At 42.8% G+C, this 18,663-nt stretch carries 16 protein-coding genes; 8 read left to right on the top strand and 8 right to left on the bottom strand.

The annotated features are described in order from the left end of the window. Positions 1 to 61 precede the first annotated feature (61 nt). A complete protein-coding gene (locus ACA086_RS05240; protein WP_371002295.1) occupies positions 62 to 2,986 on the top strand; it encodes an FAD-binding and (Fe-S)-binding domain-containing protein in 2,925 nt (974 codons plus the stop codon). Here the strand turns inward: ACA086_RS05240 and ACA086_RS05235 are convergent, their stop codons facing one another. Next, positions 2,987 to 3,841 carry a UDP-2,3-diacylglucosamine diphosphatase gene (locus ACA086_RS05235; protein WP_371002294.1) on the bottom strand — a complete coding sequence of 285 codons (855 nt, stop codon included), beginning with the start codon at positions 3,839 to 3,841 and terminating at the stop codon, positions 2,987 to 2,989. Positions 3,842 to 4,066: 225 nt separating this feature from the next. Here ACA086_RS05235 and aroC point away from each other — a divergent pair, with 225 nt between their 5' ends. Further along, complete coding sequence (aroC, locus tag ACA086_RS05230) at positions 4,067 to 5,131, top strand: chorismate synthase (RefSeq protein WP_371002293.1); 1,065 nt, start codon at positions 4,067 to 4,069, stop codon at positions 5,129 to 5,131. A gap of 59 nt (positions 5,132 to 5,190) precedes the next feature. Beyond that, entirely contained in the window at positions 5,191 to 6,531 is a 1,341-nt protein-coding gene (locus tag ACA086_RS05225) for a dicarboxylate/amino acid:cation symporter (RefSeq protein WP_371002292.1), read from the top strand. A 10-nt stretch (positions 6,532 to 6,541) separates the two neighbouring features. Here ACA086_RS05225 and ACA086_RS05220 read toward each other — a convergent pair whose 3' ends face one another. After that, a complete protein-coding gene (locus tag ACA086_RS05220) occupies positions 6,542 to 6,970 on the bottom strand; it encodes a thiol-disulfide oxidoreductase DCC family protein (protein ID WP_371002291.1) in 429 nt (142 codons plus the stop codon). A gap of 6 nt (positions 6,971 to 6,976) precedes the next feature. After that, on the bottom strand, positions 6,977 to 9,148 hold the full coding sequence (locus ACA086_RS05215) for a DNA mismatch repair protein MutS (protein WP_371002290.1): 2,172 nt from the start codon (positions 9,146 to 9,148) through the stop codon (positions 6,977 to 6,979). A gap of 187 nt (positions 9,149 to 9,335) precedes the next feature. Between ACA086_RS05215 and ACA086_RS05210 the strand changes: the two genes are divergently transcribed. Beyond that, positions 9,336 to 10,424, top strand: a complete 1,089-nt coding sequence (locus ACA086_RS05210; RefSeq protein ID WP_371002289.1) for a DUF6340 family protein — start codon at positions 9,336 to 9,338, stop codon at positions 10,422 to 10,424. 71 nt (positions 10,425 to 10,495) lie between these two features. Then, positions 10,496 to 11,161: a uracil-DNA glycosylase gene (locus tag ACA086_RS05205; protein ID WP_371002288.1), complete on the top strand. Its 666-nt coding sequence runs from the start codon at positions 10,496 to 10,498 to the stop codon at positions 11,159 to 11,161. Here the strand turns inward: ACA086_RS05205 and ACA086_RS05200 are convergent. The 5 genes from ACA086_RS05200 to ACA086_RS05180 all read right to left on the bottom strand — a co-directional run bounded on the left by ACA086_RS05200 (position 11,148) and on the right by ACA086_RS05180 (position 15,256). Then, positions 11,148 to 11,999, bottom strand: coding sequence for a substrate-binding domain-containing protein (locus ACA086_RS05200; RefSeq protein ID WP_371002287.1), 852 nt, complete (start codon positions 11,997 to 11,999; stop codon positions 11,148 to 11,150). The genes ACA086_RS05205 and ACA086_RS05200 overlap by 14 nt on opposite strands. Next, positions 11,996 to 12,868 (bottom strand): nucleoside phosphorylase, encoded by an 873-nt coding sequence (locus ACA086_RS05195; RefSeq protein ID WP_371002286.1) that lies wholly within the window; start codon positions 12,866 to 12,868, stop codon positions 11,996 to 11,998. Before ACA086_RS05195 ends, ACA086_RS05200 begins: the two co-directional genes overlap by 4 nt. Before the next feature lie 7 nt (positions 12,869 to 12,875). Beyond that, entirely contained in the window at positions 12,876 to 13,808 is a 933-nt protein-coding gene (locus tag ACA086_RS05190) for a DUF1835 domain-containing protein (protein ID WP_371002285.1), read from the bottom strand. Positions 13,809 to 13,941: 133 nt separating this feature from the next. After that, positions 13,942 to 14,271 (bottom strand): translation initiation factor, encoded by a 330-nt coding sequence (locus tag ACA086_RS05185; RefSeq protein ID WP_371002284.1) that lies wholly within the window; start codon positions 14,269 to 14,271, stop codon positions 13,942 to 13,944. A gap of 34 nt (positions 14,272 to 14,305) precedes the next feature. After that, positions 14,306 to 15,256, bottom strand: a complete 951-nt coding sequence (locus ACA086_RS05180) for an isopenicillin N synthase family dioxygenase (RefSeq protein ID WP_371002283.1) — start codon at positions 15,254 to 15,256, stop codon at positions 14,306 to 14,308. A 133-nt stretch (positions 15,257 to 15,389) separates the two neighbouring features. Here ACA086_RS05180 and ACA086_RS05175 point away from each other — a divergent pair, with 133 nt between their 5' ends. From ACA086_RS05175 to ACA086_RS05165, 3 genes are all read left to right on the top strand, one after another. Next, positions 15,390 to 17,366: a thiamine pyrophosphate-dependent enzyme gene (locus tag ACA086_RS05175; RefSeq protein ID WP_371002282.1), complete on the top strand. Its 1,977-nt coding sequence runs from the start codon at positions 15,390 to 15,392 to the stop codon at positions 17,364 to 17,366. 117 nt (positions 17,367 to 17,483) lie between these two features. Beyond that, complete coding sequence (locus ACA086_RS05170) at positions 17,484 to 17,966, top strand: lipocalin family protein (protein ID WP_371002281.1); 483 nt, start codon at positions 17,484 to 17,486, stop codon at positions 17,964 to 17,966. Positions 17,967 to 17,969: 3 nt separating this feature from the next. Beyond that, positions 17,970 to 18,662, top strand: coding sequence for an OmpA family protein (locus ACA086_RS05165; RefSeq protein WP_371002280.1), 693 nt, complete (start codon positions 17,970 to 17,972; stop codon positions 18,660 to 18,662). Position 18,663: the final 1 nt, after the last annotated feature.

Below are 18,663 nucleotides of genomic sequence, written 5' to 3'. Positions count from 1 at the left end.
AAAATTAGGGAATGCAGGATGTTCTGGTGTTAATAATAACTTAATTTTAGAGTCATTAAATATGACTTCATTGCCTGACATCCCCTTTCACGAAATAGAACACATCTTAGAAGGCTCATTCCATACAGACATACTTACGAGGAGTTTGTACGCTACGGATGCTTCGGTATATAGAAAAATTCCCTCAGCCGTAGCTTTTCCAAAAAGCAATGAAGACATCAAGAAGCTAATCAGATTTGCCTCAAAGCATCAACTGGGCATTATACCCAGGACAGCCGGCACTTCTCTGGCCGGACAATGTGTGGGAGAAGGTATTGTCATTGACGTTTCACGGCATTTTACAAAAATCCTTAACCTCGACCTTAAAAAAAAGCAGGTCACTGTTCAGCCGGGCGTCATCCGGGATGAACTCAATACATATTTGCAGCCTCACGGATTATTTTTCGGGCCTAATACTTCTACTTCCAACCGCTGTATGATAGGAGGGATGGTAGGTAATAATTCCAGTGGCACAACTTCCATACAATACGGGGTCACTCGTGATAAGGTTATTTCCCTTAAAACAATACTCTCAGACAGCAGTGAAGCAGAGTTCAGGGGCCTTACTACCGAAGAATACAGAGGTAAAACAAGGCAGAATTCACTTGAAGGAAATATTTATAAAGAATTATATAAAATACTATCAGACAAAAGAGTACAAAAAAATATAAAATCTGAATTTCCTAAAGAAAGTATCCATAGGCGCAACACGGGGTACGCGGTAGATGCCTTACTCACAAGTGGGCTATTTTCAGGGAATCAGCCTGAAATAAACCTATGTCAGTTACTCAGTGGAAGTGAGGGTACGCTCGCCTTTTCTACCGAAATCACCCTGCAATTAGATTCGTTGCCTCCTTCAAAATCCGCTATGGTGGTCACGCATTATTTAAGCCTGGAGGCTTGTCTTGCCGATGTTGCCCCTGTGATGACCCATCAGTTGCACACCTGCGAAATGATGGATAAAGTGATACTCGACTGTACGAAAAACAATAAAACGCATCAGGCAAATCGTTTTTTTGTAAATGGAGATCCTGCCGCTTTACTAATGCTTGAGGTTCGATCTGAGACTGAAGAAGAACTTGAAAATTTGCTCAAAGAATTACAGGTAACCATAAAGAAGACAGGGAACAGCTATGCAAACCCGGTCTTAATGGGGGAGCAAATTAATAGTGCGCTCGAACTACGTAAAGCTGGTTTGGGCTTACTGGGGAATATGGTTGGAGACAGGAAGGCCGTTGCCTGCATCGAAGACACAGCTGTTGCCCTCGAAGATCTAAAAGACTTTATAGGAGAATTTAGTGAGATCATGCGCCATTATGAGCAGGAGGCGGTGTATTACGCACATGCGGGGGCAGGGGAGTTGCACCTTAGGCCCATCCTCGATCTGAAAAAAAAGGAGGATGTGGAACTCTTTCGGAAAATAACCACGGAAGTAGCGCATCTTACAAAAAAATACAAAGGTTCATTTAGCGGAGAGCACGGAGATGGGATCGTAAGAGCAGAATTTATTCCTTTGATGATCGGCGAGCAGAATTACGAAGTGCTGCGAAAAGTAAAGAGCGTTTTTGACCCAGGAAATATTTTTAATCCCGGGAAGATCGTCGATCCCTATCCTATGGATGCGTCCTTGCGATATGAGATAGACAGGGAGGAACCGGAGATTAAGACCTTATTCGACTTTAGTGACAGTGAAGGGATTCTCAAGGCTGCCGAGAAGTGCAATGGCAGCGGAGACTGTCGTAAAACGGCCAGGGCCAATGGAGGAATGTGTCCGAGTTACCATGCTACCAGAAAGGAGAAAGACACCACAAGGGGCAGGGCTAATGCACTCAGGGAGTTTCTGACCCACAACGAAAAGAAGAACAAATTTGATGCTGAAGAATTAAAAGAAGTGTTCGACCTGTGTCTTAGCTGTAAAGCCTGCGGGAGTGAATGCCCCAGCAATGTGGATGTAGCCACCTTGAAATCTGAATTTCTCTACCAGTATCAGGAAACACACGGCTATTCCCTGCGGAATAAACTTTTTGCGCATAACACAAAAGCCAATAGGTTGGCCGCAAAATTTCCACGCCTCAGTTCATCGGTGTTAAACAGTGATCTCTTTGGCCGACTTATAAAGAAGGTGACAGGAGTTGCAGAAAAGCGAAGCATTCCCACAGCAAAAAGATTTAATTTCACCTCATATCTTCAGGGGAAGGCTCCATCGAACAGAGCACCTAAGGGAAAACTGGTGTTGTATATTGATGAATTCACAAGGTACCTGGATGTTGAAGTTGGGAAAGATGCCATCGACCTCTTGCAGGCCCTGGGCTATGAGATAATTTTATATTTTGGAGAAAGCGGCCGCACATTTATTTCAAAAGGGTTTTTGAGACAGGCCCGGGTTCTGGCAAAAAAGAACCTGGAAGCCTTATCCGAATACACTAAAAAAGACATTCCCATTGTGGGGCTTGAACCTTCAGCTATTCTTAGTTTTCGGGATGAATACCATCGATTCCATCTGGATGAAACTGCAGTCAGGGCTTTATCAAATAACAGTATGTTGATCGAGGAGTTTATTTCCCGGGAAATAGAAAATGGGAAAATTACCCATGAAGATTTTACTTCCGATCCTCAGACAATCAAAATTCACGGGCATTGTCATCAGAAGTCACTCTCTAATCAAAAAGTGACCTTTGATATGCTGAATCTCCCCGAGAATTACAGGGTAACCATCATCAATAGTGGCTGTTGTGGAATGGCAGGATCCTTTGGGTACGAAAAAGAGCACTATGATATCAGTATGCAAATCGGTGGCCTAAAGCTTTTTCCCGCTGTAAAGAGGGCTGATACTGACACCCTAATAGTTGCCAACGGAACCAGTTGCAGGCATCAGATTTGGGATGGCACGCAACGCAGGTCGTTTCATCCGGTAACTATTCTGAACAGAGCTCTGATAACTAAATAATCAGGAGGCAGTTCTTGGATTTTCCTTATTTCCCACCTGGTCCCAGTAATTCGGAGAAATTTGGGATTGGTTAAGTGATTTTAGGTCTTCATCCCCATAGAACGCAGTGAGCTTATCGAGTTTATAGCTGTACAACTTCCACCTTTTAAAAGAGTATTCCAGGGCCGTGAGATGCTTTACCCAATCCCCTGAATTAAGATATTTGCATTGCCCTTTCCTGTTTTCATGAATTGATTTAACTGGCTGGTGATTATGGCCGCAGATGATAGTATCAACTCCCTTTTTAATTGCTTTTTTCACGGCTTTAAACTCCATCAGATCCATATTTTCTGAGACATCCTGATTCTCTGTGGAAAGCTTATGAATTTGCGACACAACCATCCTGCTGTTGCCTTTCGCCCTTTGTTTTTCTGCAAATACTTTCGGATGCCGCAAATCAGAATTTTTATCCCTGAATGGATTCATCCATTTAGGCGGATTTAAGCTTGTTTTGAATACGTCACCATGAAGGATCCAGGTTTTCTTCCCATCGAGATCTAAAACCAATTCCCTGGCAATAGTGAAATCTCCAAAGGTCTGACTATTTGATTTCCTGAAGAGTTTATCCTTGTCCCCTTTGAGATAGAAGATCTGTGTCCCGTCTGAATACATGGACAGCAATTTTTTAATCACTTTTATATGGTTGGAAGGAAATTTTGTTGAAGCATTTCCCGAGTCGCCATAAACATCTCCATTGAGCACCAGGATTTTAGGTTTTATACTGCTGAGATATACCAGTAGCTCATCTGCCCTAGACTCTAAGGTTCCTAAATTAATATCCGAAATAACAACCACCTCAGGTTTACGTTTTTTCAAACCAATTGCTTTTACAATGCAAAATTATACCTAATGGAATAATTGAATGCAAAGAAATAGTGAAGCATTGTGCTCCAATGGGTTAAATTAGAATTAAGAATGTTTCTCGTAGGTTAAGTGAAGATTAAGGGCGACTCTGTTTTGGCTACAAAACCGAATACACCTATCTTTGAACCCCAAGGGATGGCTGTAGCCATCGAGTAGCAGGAATTAAAATGTCCTTTCATGGCCGGCAATTCATTTGGAACTCTTTTTAAGCTTACTACTTTCGGTGAATCCCATGGAGAAGCCATAGGCGGAATACTCGAAGGTTGCCCTCCCAATTTGCATCTCGAACTCAATGCGATCCAATATGAAATGGAAAGGAGAAAGCCGGGTCAGTCGGCTATCGTTACCCAGCGCAAAGAGGCCGATCAGGTAAAATTTCTTTCAGGTATTTTTGAAGGAAAAACAACGGGTACCCCCATCGGCTTTGTAATCTTTAACAGCAACCAGAAATCAGGAGATTACGATCATATCAAGGATTCTTACCGACCTTCCCATGCAGATTACGTCTATGACAAGAAATACGGCATTCGCGATTATCGCGGAGGAGGCCGAAGTTCTGCCAGGGAAACTGCCTGCAGGGTAGTGGCGGGTGCTATAGCAAAGCAATTTTTAAAAGACTTGAAATTCAACGCATTTGTTTCTCAGGTTGGAAGTATTACTTTAAATAAAACCTATCAGGAACTCGACCTGAATCAAACCGATTCTAATCCGGTTCGCTGCCCGGATACCGCAACTGCGGCCGAGATGGAAGCCCATATCAGGGAGGTCCGAAAAGAAGGGGACACCATTGGAGGAATAATCACAGGAGTCATACAAAATGTACCTCTCGGTCTTGGCGAACCCGTCTTCGATAAATTACACGCCCAGCTTGGCAAGGCCATGCTTTCTATTAATGCGGTTAAGGGATTTGAATACGGAAGCGGATTTGAAGGTGTAAAAATGAAAGGGAGCGAACACAATGATGCGTATAAAACCGACGGTAGTACTAAGACAAATTACAGCGGGGGAGTACAGGGTGGAATAAGTAACGGGATGGACATCTATTTTAATGTGGCCTTTAAACCTGTGGCCACCTTAATCCAGCCCTATGAGACCATCGATAAAAAAGGTGAACTGGTCCAAACCAAAGGCAAAGGCAGGCATGACCCCTGTGTTGTGCCTAGGGCGGTTCCCATTGTTGAGGCCATGGCTGCCCTCGTAATGGCAGATTTTGTTTTGCTCAATCGCACGATTAAAAGTTAGCGGACGAATTGGAGACGTTTACACTTCAATACCGTATATTACCCTTCTAAACAATGACTATGAGAAAACTGGAATTGCACTGGCAGATCTTAATCGGGATGGTCCTGGGGATTATCTTCGGATTTGTGATGACATATCCTGATTGGGGTAGCAAATTTGTTCAGGACTGGATAAACCCTTTCGGAACCATTTTCGTAAAGTTGTTAAAGCTGATTGCCATTCCTCTTATCCTGGCGTCTTTAATCAAAGGGATATCAGACCTCAAGGACATTTCTCAGTTTAAAAATATTGGTGTAAGGACTATTATAATTTACATGTGTACTACGGTAGTCGCTATAACCATTGGTTTGGCATTGGTAAACGTATTACAACCAGGGGACGGTATTTCGGATGATACTATTGCCAAACTCACGGAAACCTATGCATCAAATACGGAAGTGACTTCAAAAATAGAAGAAGCAACCAGGCAGAAAGAAGGGGGACCACTTCAATTTCTTGAAGATATGGTGCCCGACAATGCCTTTGGTGCTCTGAGTGATAACAGCCTGATGTTGCAGGTGATTTTCTTTACCATCTTCTTAGGTATCTGTATGTTGCTGGTGGGCGAGGAAAAATCAAAACCTCTGAAGGACTTTTTCGATACGCTGAATGAAGTAGTTCTGAAAATGGTAGACCTTATCATGCTTACGGCCCCTGTCGCCGTTTTTGCTCTTCTGGCAAACGTTGTGGTTACTTCCGGAGACCCCGATCTGCTAATAGCCTTATTAAAATACGCCGGGGTAGTGGTTCTCGGACTTGTATTGATGATAGTATTTTACAGTTTGATAGTTAGTATCTTTACTAAATACAACCCACTGACTTTTCTGAGCAAGATAAGTCCGGCTCAGCTCCTGGCATTCTCCACCAGTTCCAGTGCTGCTACTCTGCCGGTTACCATGGAGAGGGTAGAGGAACACATTGGCGTGAATAAAGATATTTCCAGTTTTGTACTTCCCGTAGGGGCCACTATCAACATGGATGGTACCAGTTTATATCAGGGGGTGGCAGCTGTTTTTATCTCTCAGGCCCTTGGGTTCGACTTAAGCCTGACAGCTCAGTTAATGATCGTACTAACGGCGCTACTGGCTTCTATTGGCTCTGCTGCCGTTCCAGGAGCTGGAATGGTAATGCTTGTGATTGTCCTTGAGGCGATTGAATTTCCTGCCGATAAACTGGCTATTGGCCTTGCTCTGATTTTCGCAGTCGACCGGCCCCTGGATATGCTCAGGACGGTAGTTAATGTCACAGGCGACGCCACAGTTTCTATGATGGTGTCCAAATCTCTGGGACGTAAATTAGTGCCCAAGGTTAAAGAATGGGATGACCATTTGGATGAAGTTCTTCCGAAAAAGAAAAAATAACAGAACAGGCTTACGTATTGCTATCTGCGGAAAAGGCAAGGAATTTATCCTTTAATTCCGGGCTTGGGATCATACATTCTTCCCGCCTTCCAAACCATCGGTATCTGTTCTTTGCCACCCAATCATATATCCAGTCGCGAAGCCCGGAAGGCAGTCCCAGAAAAACAGACATCACAGGCCATAATCCGGAAAGCGATTTAGATATCCGTAGGGCGGCCTCTGATCTGGTGTAATACGCAATCTGTGGCTCTATAAGTATAATGGAGTCGATCCTGGCCGTATCTATCCTTCTTTCCACCACCAGCTTTTTACCTACCTCACTCTGCAGGGGGGCAAAGCGGAAAATGTCTTTTTTATCTCGTTTTATTATAAATTGAACTGAGTTGTTACACAGGTTGCAAACCCCGTCAAAAAGAATAATCTTTTTCTCCTTTTCCATATCGATTTATTTCCTTGCTTCCACCAGTTCAAGCTGCTCCACACTTACGTTGGTAGTAAACATCCCATAATTGACCACAGCTTTGTCCTTTTCCAGGCTATCAATGCTTCCAACGGCTTTTCCATCAAACAACCGCACCCTGTCACCAATTCTAAACACGGGTCTGGGTTTGGATTTTTGAATGTCTTTCTCTTTCTTTTCCTTTTGCTTTTTCTTGTTTCTGATGGTTTTAACTTCCTGCTGCACTTCCTGCTTCACGGCCTTCTTTTTAACTTCCTGTTGCTGTATCTCCCTGGCCGATTTCTTTTTGCGTTTACTGTTCTCGGTCTCTACGAGGCGAAGCAGCTCGGAGATTAAAGGGCGTTTCTTTTTATCCTGGAAATACTTTTCGGCTACCTTGTTTACTTTTTCTCCGAGATAAATCATCTTTTGATTAAAATCGTATAACTCCTGATAGTTCTCTAGTTTGGTCTTTACTTTGGCATTGAGTTTTTCAAGTTTTTCGGCTTCTTCACGGGCTTTGATTTCCTCTTCCTGCAGTTTATTCCCGGTTTTAGCCATCTTGTGTCGCTCTTTCTGCAATTTGGCGATGGTGGCATCAAACCGAATTTTACCCCGTTCTACTTTCTTTTTTGCCTTGTTGATCAGGTTAAATGGGATCCCATTCTTCTGGGCCACTTCAAACGTAAAGGAACTTCCGGGTTGCCCCAATTCTAACTGGAAGGTAGGTTGAAGGGTGGTACCGTCAAAAAGCATATTTGCATTTGTGGCAAAGGGCAGCTCATTAGCCAGCGCCTTCAGGTTGGCGTAGTGGGTGGTGATCACTCCAAAAGAGCCCCTCTCGTAAAAGACCTCCAGGAAAGCTTCGGCCAAAGCTCCTCCTAATTCCGGATCGCTTCCAGTCCCGAATTCGTCAATTAGAAAAAGGGTGTCCTTGTCACACTTTTTCAGGAATTTCTTCATATTCTTCAGACGATAACTATAGGTGCTAAGGTGATTCTCAATAGACTGGTTGTCGCCAATATCGGTAAGAATGGTTTTAAACAAACACACTGAGCTGCCCTCGTGAACAGGGATGAGCATCCCGCTTTGTAACATTAGCTGCAGCAGTCCTATTGTTTTCAGGGTAATACTCTTTCCTCCGGCATTTGGACCTGAAATAACTATAATCCGGTTTTCCGGATGAAGTTCAATAGTCTGTGGAAAAGTGGGAAGTTTATCTCTTTTATTGGAGAGATAGAGCAACGGATGATAGGCATCGCGTAAAAATAATTTCTTCTCCTGATTGATTTCCGGTTTAATGGCATTGATCTCTGATGCGTATTTCGCTTTGGCTGCAGTGACATCCATATGTGCCAGAAAGTCCTGGAATTGTCTTAATTCAGGCCTGAAAGGGCGTATTTCCCTGGTAAGCGTATTGAGAATCTTCTGAATTTCTTCTTTTTCATCGAATTCCAGGTTGGTGAATTCCCTGCTATATCTCGAAACAGCATCCGGCTCAATGTAAACAATGCTGCCAGTTTTGGAGGTTCCCATCACCGTTCCCTTTACTTTCTTGCGATACATCGACTTTACGGCCAGGACTCTTCTGTTATCGACAATCGACTCTCTGATCTCATCTAAGAACTCTGAGGCCTGATAGGTGTTTAATGCGCTGCCGAAACTCTGATTGATCTTTCCCTTAACCACTGTCATCTCCTGTCTGATTCTCCTTAAGTCTGTAGAAGCAGAATCTTTTATGTGGCCGAACTTATCAATAACACCGTCAATTAAGTCAGGTATTTCACTGATTAGCGGTACGGTATCGGAAAGTTCTTTTAACAGGGGATAGTATTCGACAAACTTTTTAAAAAATTTCTTGTGTTCTGATACGGTAACACACAGGTGTTTGATCCTTCTGAATCCCGACAATTCCAGGGTGGTATTTTCAATTTCCAACAATTCGAGCTCTGCGCCGATTGCGTCAAAGCCATGATTGGGAATGCGGTTGTTATTGGTATAGGATGATAAATACTCGGAAGACTCACCAAGTAATCTGAGTATTTCCTTTTCCTCGGTAAGAGGCTCTAGGGACAAGGCAAGCTTCTTCCCGATCTCGGTATGACATCGGGCGTTTAGTTGTTTTCTTACCGTGGCAAATTCCAGGTCCTGTACACTTTTTTTCAGATAGGTGTCCATATTCAAGCTCAAGCTACAAAGGTAGCCAATAAGCCGCATTTTAGTAAAGAATTGAAATGACCACTTTATATCACAGATTTCATCGGAAATTGAATTCACATCATGAAATAGTGTTTTCACCACTAGAAGCGATGTCGAAGGCAATAAATATGGGAATTAAGGTGTTCTTGTAAGGAGAATTATTCAAATGAAAGTATCATTCCATAAATATATGCGTTGCATCCTTCCAATTGCGGTGGTCTTTTTACTGTTATCTGCCTGTAAAACAACCCATGCGGTGACGGTATACAACCTGGAACCAGCTCCTGTGACACTTGCAAAAGACATCAAACGCATCGGAATTATTAATGAGGTTGGCTTATCGGATACAAAAGATCAGGTTTCTTCCCTGGAGGCTTTGGTTAAGGCCACAGATCAGAAACTGGCTAATGAAGGGACAGAGGCCGCCATTGAAGGCCTGTTGGCTGAACTTCAGGCTGACAAAAGGTTTGATACCGTTATGATCCTAAAAAGCTCCAATTCAATTTGGGATTCCAAAAGAAGTGAACAGCAGGCGATTCCATGGCCTGAACTCGAAAAACTTTGCCTTGAAAACGAGCTTGATGCCGTTTTTTCTCTGGCTTCCTATCAAACAGATACTCGAATTACAGAAAGGAAAACCTCCATGGAAGAATTAGACCTGATGCGGATGGCGGTAGTGGTCCCGGCCCGGGAACTCACCCTGGAAACCTTGATTGAGAATGGTTGGCGTATATATGACCCGTTTGAGAAAAAAGTCCTGGATGAAATTGAAGTCAACGAAGAGATCGTTCTGCAGGCAAAGGCAGAAAGCGCGGTGAGTGCACTGAGATCTATGACTAATAGGGCCGACTCGCTAGTTTCCATCAGTCGGGGCAGTGGAAGTTCCTATGGTATGAGGCTGAAGCCGGTTAATAAGGCAATTGAAAGGCAGGTCTATATAAAAGGATCTGATCGAATCGAAAATGCTAAAGAGGCGGTTATAAAAGAAGACTGGTTAGAAGCTGCCCGTCTCTGGCAACTTGAACTCAATCATCAAAAACCGGCTGTCAGGGCCATGGCATGTCATAATATGGCTGTGCTTTACGAAATAAAAAATGACCTGGAGAAGGCTATTGAATGGGCTGTTTTAGCGCAAAATCACGAAGAAAATAAAGCGCATATCGGTTATTTGGAAACACTTAAAGAGTGTGCCAAACAAAAGCATTTGGCAGAACAACAACTCAAAGCCCTGGCTGTTTTGAGCCTTAAAAATTAATTTTCTGTTGTTTACTGTCTTGAGGAAGAGACAACTGTTCGTATTTTTATTCGAAAGTAACTACAGTTCGAATGAAGGTAAAAATCCACAGCAGCTGGGAACCACATTTAGAAACAGAATTAAATAAACCCTATTTTTCAGAGCTGGTTAGCTTTGTCAAAACAGAATATAGCACATACACCTGTTATCCTCCGGGAAACAGAATTTTCGCCGCATTTGACCACAGTACTTTTGACGCTACCAAAGTCGTAATCATAGGACAAGACCCCTACCATGGAGCAGGGCAGGCAAACGGACTCTGTTTTTCGGTTAAGGATGATGTGCGGCATCCTCCATCCCTGATCAATATTTTAAAAGAAGTAGAGAAAGACAGAGGTATTCCATATCCCAAGAGCGGAAATCTGGAACGTTGGGCCGATCAGGGCATACTACTACTCAATGCGATTTTAACCGTAAGGGCAGGGGAGGCCGGCAGCCATCAGAAAAAGGGGTGGGAACAATTCACCGATGCGGTGATACGAGTCTTATCAGAAAAAAAATCGGGCCTGATCTTTTTGTTATGGGGTGGCTATGCTAAAAAGAAAATCCCGCTTATCGACAGTCAAAAGCACAATATTCTTACTTCAGGACATCCGTCACCCCTTAGCGCCAACCGCGGATTATGGTTTGGTAACGGGCATTTTGGGAAAGTGAATGAAATATTACAAACTCAGGGCGTTTCGCCTATAAAGTGGTAAGGATTCGACCGGGCTCTATACTCTTATATATTAGATTTAAATAAAGTAGTGTATTCTGCACATTTTCAATTACTTGAATACTAATTTGTTTCTGAGACCACCTTGTCATACCCAGCCACTTTTGTACGTCTCCCAGTTCCAGTTGATACCTGTTAGCAAGGGTACGATCAATACTGGGAATTCTCTTAAACTCCTCTGTATACATATTAATGACCTCTAGAATATGCCGAATGAGGCCACTGTTCTTATCAATCATTTCCTGATGTGCCGTAATCGCAAAACAAGGCCAGGGCGTAGGGCAGTCGGCAAGTCGGCGAAACACCCCCTGTGTCACCAGAGGTTTGGTTGTAAAATGTTCCCACATAAAATAATCAGCTTTACCATTCTTTAAAGCTTCTACTGCGCCTTCCAGGGTGTTGACCACCTCAAATGAAAGCTTCTCGGTATCCCAGCCTTCGTTTTTAGCCAGGACATATGCCATTAGGTGGCTGCCGCTGCCAAACCGACTAATAGCGGCTCGGGTGTTCTCCAGATCGGATAGTTTTTGAAATTTGCTTTCTGCGGCCACGTGAATTCCCCACTGCAACGGAGAATCTACATATCCCTGTACTATCCTGAGGGGATTGCCATCAGAAATACTTTTTACAAGGCCATCAGTAAGGACAACTGCCAGGTCGACTTCCCTTGCCTGCATCATTTTGCACATTCTTCCGCTGCCTTCAGGTACATCGATCCATTCCACTTCAATTCCGCGATTAGCGAAAGCGCCCTCCTCTATAGCCATATGCCATGGAAGATTAAAGTGTTCCGGAACACCGGCTATTTTTATTCGTTTCAATATTCAATCAGTTTATTCAGTGTCCATTTGATAAGGCGATCGATCGTTCTACGGGGATCTTCGGAAAATGTCAGATTAGCCCGGTTCGCAATGATAGCATTCAGAGAGATTGCCTGATGCCCCATTAATGCAGACAAGCCATAAAGGGCTGAAGTTTCCATTTCGAAATTGGTTATCCTATGTCCGTCAAATGAAAATGAATTCAACTTCTCTTGCAGCTCTGGATACCTGGCCGGAAGTCGCAGGTGACGACCCTGAGGTCCGTAAAAACCAACATTACTGCCAGTAAACCCAAAGATTATCTCCTGTGTGGAAAAGTGCTCGAGTAGCTCCTTATTACATTTTACAACATAGGGAGCAGACATATAGGATTCCCAATTACTTTGTGCCAGAAAGGCTTTTTCTATATCATGGGATCTCACAGCTTCAGACTGGTAGTATTGCAATACATTATCGAAGCCAATGACATACTCGCTAAGCAGAAAGGAGTCGACAGGAATTTCTGGCTGTAAGGCTCCGGAGGTACCTATCCTTATTAACTTTAGGGTAGTTTTATCTTTTCTTATTTCCCGTTTATTCAGATCGATGTTTACCAGGGCATCGAGTTCGTTAAGGACAATATCAATATTATCAGTACCGATACCCGTTGATAGTACACTGATTCGTTTCCCTTTGTACACCCCCGTATGAGTGATAAATTCTCTCTTTTCTTTTTTTAGTTCGATAGAATCGAAATAAGAAGAGACCCGGGCTACCCTTTGAGGATCCCCCACCAAAATGACGGTATCGGCAATGTCCTCAGCTAACAGGTTTAAATGATAGATGCTTCCATCCTCGTTGAGGATGAGTTCTGAGGGGCCTAATTGCATATTGTAATTATAATTTTAGAATACGACCTGATTCGTCGTTAAAGAGGAAGTTGTACTTTAAAGCTCCTCCCAAATAGGATTCACTGTCACGGATTTGGGAATAAAAACTGGTTTTTCCTTCGTAGATCGCTTTGCCTTTTTTCGATAGTCGTACCGGATTAAAGGAGGTAAACAAAGGTTTTATGTTGGTGATGATCCTATCGAACTGAGTGTCGCCGTAACCGTAAAAACCCTGATTGTCCAATATCGTTTTCATAAAGGCTTTTTTGGTCCTGGGTTTGTGTTCCAAGCCAAGAGCAAGGATGCGGTTTTCCAATTCGTTGAGGCCGTTTTTTACTGAAGGAAAACGTTTGAGGTGAACTTTGATGGCATCAGAAAGGTAGTCAAAATGATAGTGTTCAAAATCCGACATATTTTCCAGTCTGATCGGGTTGTCACTACAGTACAATTGCCAGATATAATCGGCAAATTCAATATCATCCTGCGTAAGGTGGATACGTTTGTTGTACAATGTCTGGAGTTTAGTATCATCCACATCGCACAAGCCGTACATTTTTTTGGTCCCATCTTCATCTCCGCTACAGACCAGGGAAATATCGGCATCCCGTCTGTGGGTCTTTAACCAGCTTAGCACGGCAATCATGTTGATCTGACAAAACAAATCGTATTCAAACCACAGAATAATTTCATCCTGTTGCTTGTGATTACAAAGTGAACGGTATTCTTTAAGTGTTTTTTCTACAAACCAGGATTTACTTACGTTGTAGTTTTTATGAAGATATTCAAACCGTGTTTTCCAAAAGGACTCGCTACCCACATTGGTCTCGGTCTTGCCTTCACATAACATTTCCCTCCAGGTAATAATGGCACCTTTGAATGGGAGAGATTTCAGGCGTTGAGTAAAACTATCTCCATTGGTAATATGTAGTTGAGTACTCATACTGAAGATGTTGTTGATTAGGTTTCGACTATTAAAAGTAACATTTAATCGATAAAGTTGGTAATAATTAACAAATTACTTAATAACAAAATCTCAATAAAAGGTCTTAATAACTGTAAAATTCGGAGTTTAATTATCCTCCGACTCGTTTTGTCTTAAATCCGTTTTCTTTGAGAAAGTCCATTATTTTATCCCGATAATCCCCCTGAATAATAATAAGGTCGTTTTTAGTTGTTCCTCCCACACCCAATAGAGTCTTAATTTCCTTTGCCATGGCCTTCAGGTCGCTATCAGCTCCCTGATATCCCTCAAGTATGGTTATGGGTTTCCCTTTTCGTTTTTCATATTTGCAAAGGATAGGTTCGTCCTGCAGCCAGAATTTGGGTTTCTCTTCAGGGATGTTTTCATCTTTTTCCGGTTGATGCTCCGGAAATAAATTTCGCAATTGATCTTGAAGGTCCATCTGCTATCGGTATTCTTCTCTAATTAAAGTCTGATTATTTTTTGATTAGCCCCAGGTCGACCAGTCTTTCGTGCAGGAATTCGCCTGCAGTGATATCTTCATATAATTTCGGATGATCCTCGTCTGTACAATTCTCCAGGCAGTTCAGCGGCATTTCACTAATGGGGTGCATAAAAAACGGGATGGAGTACCTTGAACTTCCCCATAATTCCCTGGGTGGATTTACTACTTGGTGAATAGTCGATTTTAATTTGTTATTGGAAAGGCGAGACAACATATCCCCAACGTTGATCATTAATTGATCGGTTCGCGCAATGGCATCAATCCATTCTCCCTGATGGTTTTTTACCTGCAGCCCTTTGCCGTGTGCCCCCATCAGCAAGGTAATAAGATTGATGTCTCCATGAGCAGCGGCCCTGATTGCATTTTTAGGTTCTTCGGTGATAGGAGGGTAATGGATAGGTCGTAAGATAGAATTCCCATTTTTTATGTATTCATCAAAATAGTTTTCCTCCAGCTTTAAATGTAAAGCGAGGGCCCGCAGTACATACTGGGCAGTCTTCTCAAGCATTTTATATGTTTCTTTCCCTACTGTATTAAATTCGGGTAGTTCCGTTACTATTACATTGGAAGGGTATTCCTTTAAAAGTTTTGGATCATCTTCAACGTATTGCCCGAAATGCCAGAACTCCTTCAGGTCTCCTTCTTTCCTGCCCTTGGCGTGCTCTTTCCCAAAAGAGGTATAACCACGCTGTCCGCCAATCCCTTCTATTTCGTACTTGTCTTTAACCTCCTGGGGTAAGGCAAAAAACTTTTTAATTTCAGAGTAAAGCGATTCTATAAGGGGCTCTGAGAGAAAATGCCCGCTTAAGGCCACAAAACCAATTTCTTCAAATGCTCCACCCAGATCATTTACAAATTGTTCTTTTTTAACCGGGTCGGATGATAAGTAATCTCTTAGGTCTACACTTGGAATAGTATTCATATTTCTCATGTTTATCAACTACCCAAAGGTACTAAATTCTGACTCGAAATATGAGCTTCATTAGCAGGAGATCTTCAGATCAATTTTGTTACATTTACGCCAGTTAATTTACTTTTAGTAATATTTAGATTCTATGCAGTTCCAGCATCATGGCCTTTCACACGAAGAACTACTCGATCTCTACAAGGCCATGCTCAAGCCCCGGATGATCGAGGAAAAAATGCTTATTCTGCTCCGGCAGGGAAAGATCTCCAAATGGTTTAGTGGTATTGGTCAGGAAGCTATTGCGGCTGGAGTAACCCTTGCCCTGCACCCTGAAGAATATATTTTACCCATGCATAGAAACCTGGGCGTTTTCACCAACAGAAATGTGCCCTTAAACCGATTGTTTTCTCAGTGGCAGGGGAAGAAAAGTGGTTTTACAAAAGGGAGGGACCGCAGTTTTCACTTTGGTACTCAGGAATACCGGATTGTTGGGATGATTTCACATCTGGGGCCACAATTAGGTGTGGCTGATGGTATTGCACTTGCCGATCGACTCAGGGGAAACAAAAGGGTTACCGCCGTTTTTACAGGAGAGGGCGCCACAAGTGAAGGAGATTTTCACGAAGCCCTGAATATTGCTGCTGTATGGGATTTGCCGGTACTTTTCTGTGTGGAGAATAACGGTTACGGACTTTCCACACCAACCAGTGAGCAATTTCGCTGTAAACATATTGCGGATAAAGGCAAGGGCTATGGGATGGAATCCTACATCATCGACGGAAACAATATCCTTGAAGTCTACTCCCGTTTAAAGGCATTGACCAAAAGTGTAAGACAGAGGCCCAGACCTTTACTCCTCGAGTTTAAGACTTTTAGAATGCGCGGGCATGAAGAGGCAAGTGGAACAAAATATGTCCCACAGCACCTTCTCGATGAGTGGGCTGCCAGGGATCCTATCGAAAACTATGTTGCTTATCTTAAGGAGGAAAAAGTACTTTCAGAAGAAGCAGAAGTTGCGATTAAAAAGGAGTTTATTCACGAAATTGATGAAAACCTGCAGCTTGCGTTTGCCGAAGAGCCTATTCAATCTAATGAAAGTATTGAATTAAATGATGTTTACAAAGAATTTGTATATCAATACATTAAAGAAAAAGAAGGGAAATCCAATATACGATTAGTAGATGCTATTTCAGCCGGCCTGAGGCAGTCCATGGAAAAACACGATAACCTGGTAATTCTTGGGCAGGATATCGCTGATTACGGGGGCGTTTTTAAGGTAACAGAAGGATTTACTGAAGCCTTTGGGAAAGATAGGGTGCGTAATACACCAATTTGCGAATCGGCTGTTGTATCAGCAGCTATGGGCTTGTCTATTAATGGGATGAAGACTGTTATGGAGATGCAGTTTGCCGACTTTGTCAGTAGTGGTTTTAATCCCATAGTAAATTACCTGGCGAAGGTTCACTATCGCTGGAATGAACCTGCGGATGTAGTCATCAGAATGCCCTGTGGGGCCGGAGTAGGGGCAGGCCCCTTTCATTCCCAGACCAATGAAGCCTGGTTTACTAAAACGCCCGGACTCAAAGTGGTTTATCCGGCCTTTCCCTATGATGCAAAAGGATTGCTTGCCACGGCTATCAATGATCCGAACCCCGTGCTTTTCTTTGAACACAAGGCCCTTTATCGAAGTATTTACCAGGATGTCCCCGATTCCTATTATACGTTGCCTTTAGGACAAGCCAGCCTTCTCAAAGAAGGAGGTGATATCACCGTAGTGACTTACGGCGCAGGAGTGCATTGGATGCTTGAAATTCTTGATAACAATACTCATTTTAAGGTTGACCTTATAGACTTAAGGTCCCTTCAACCCCTGGATTGGGAGACGATATACTCCTCCGTCAGAAAAACAGGGAAATGCCTGATTGTCCAGGAAGACACTTTGTTTGGAGGTATAGCCAGTGATATATCCGCTACCCTGATGGAAAAATGTTTCGAATTTCTGGATGCTCCGGTAAAACGAATTGGAAGCATGGAGACACCCGTTCCTTTCGCCAGAACCCTGGAAGATATCTACCTCCCAAAAGGACGAATAGTCGAAGTCCTGAATGAACTAGTCAATTACTAGTCATCTTTTTGAGGTATTTAATTTATCGAATTACCTATTCTTCATAAAAAGAAACCTGCTTTACAACCAAGACGTCGATTTGCGCGTATATACTATCGAAATTTAAATCTTATAAATATGTTTAAAAGGAGTTTAATACTATTTGCTACAGCAATCTTCCTGATTTCCTGTGGTGTTTCTAAGGAAATTCGCGATCAGAGGAACCTCCTCAGTGGAACCTGGAATCTGGATGACGTTCGTTACGAAAACAATGAAGGGATGTTCAAAGCGGTTGTTTTTAACGATGCAGACGCAATATGTTTTGAGGGGAGTAATTGGTTTTTCAGAGACAATAACAGCACGGGGCGTTATACCATTAAAGAAGGGAGCCTTTGCCAGGGCGGAGATCGATTTATTCGCTGGTCAGTGATTAAAAATCCTGCCGATTACAACTCCCAATTACAATTTAAATTTATCGATGAGAAACGCAAGGATGTTTCAGGTGGTCTTGGGTACCGACTTACAATCGCCGAACTTACCGATACAGAAATGACATTAAAATCCAATGTTACTGTAGATGCCAAGCCGATTACAGTTGTATATGAATTTTCAAAACAATAAAATATGAGAACGATGATAAAAAAGATAAGTGCACTAATATTGATTCTCAGCCTGGGGCTGGGTTGCAATGCCGTTAAGAATGCGAATAACACCCAAAAAGGCGCCGTTATTGGGGCTTCAGGTGGAGCTGTTATTGGCGGGGTAATTGGAAATAATGTAGGTAAAGGCAACACCGTGCTGGGAGCGATCATCGGTGGTGTTGTTGGTGGAGCTGCCGGAGGTTATATCGGCAACCGAATGGACAGACAGGCAGAGCGTATTGAAGAGGAGATTCCCGGAGCTGAAGTGACACGGGTAGGAGAAGGGATCAATGTAACTTTTAACGAAGGAGCCGGAGTCTATTTCGATACAAACAAGTCGAATATCAAAGGAACTTCTGTCGAAACACTAAATAAACTGGCAGGGATCTTAAAGGAATACCCCAAGACTGTGATTCTTGTAGAAGGGCATACCGATAGTGCCGGATCTGAGGAATACAATATGGGCCTTTCCAAGTTAAGGGCTGAATCCGTAACTAACTACCTGATCGGACAAGGCATTGCTACAAACAGATTCACTACAAAATGGTATGGCGAACTACAACCGGTTGCAGACAACTCAACAGCCGAGGGTAAATCGAAAAACAGAAGAGTGGAACTCGGTATTGTAGCCAGTGAAGAGCTGAAACAAGAGGCTATGGAAAAAACCAAAGGATAAG

Origin of the sequence: Muriicola sp. E247, from assembly GCF_041358175.1 — a bacterium.
GTDB lineage: Bacteria > Bacteroidota > Bacteroidia > Flavobacteriales > Flavobacteriaceae > Muriicola.
Note: the sequence above shows the minus strand (reverse complement) of the source record. Positions and strands in the feature narration are given on the sequence as shown.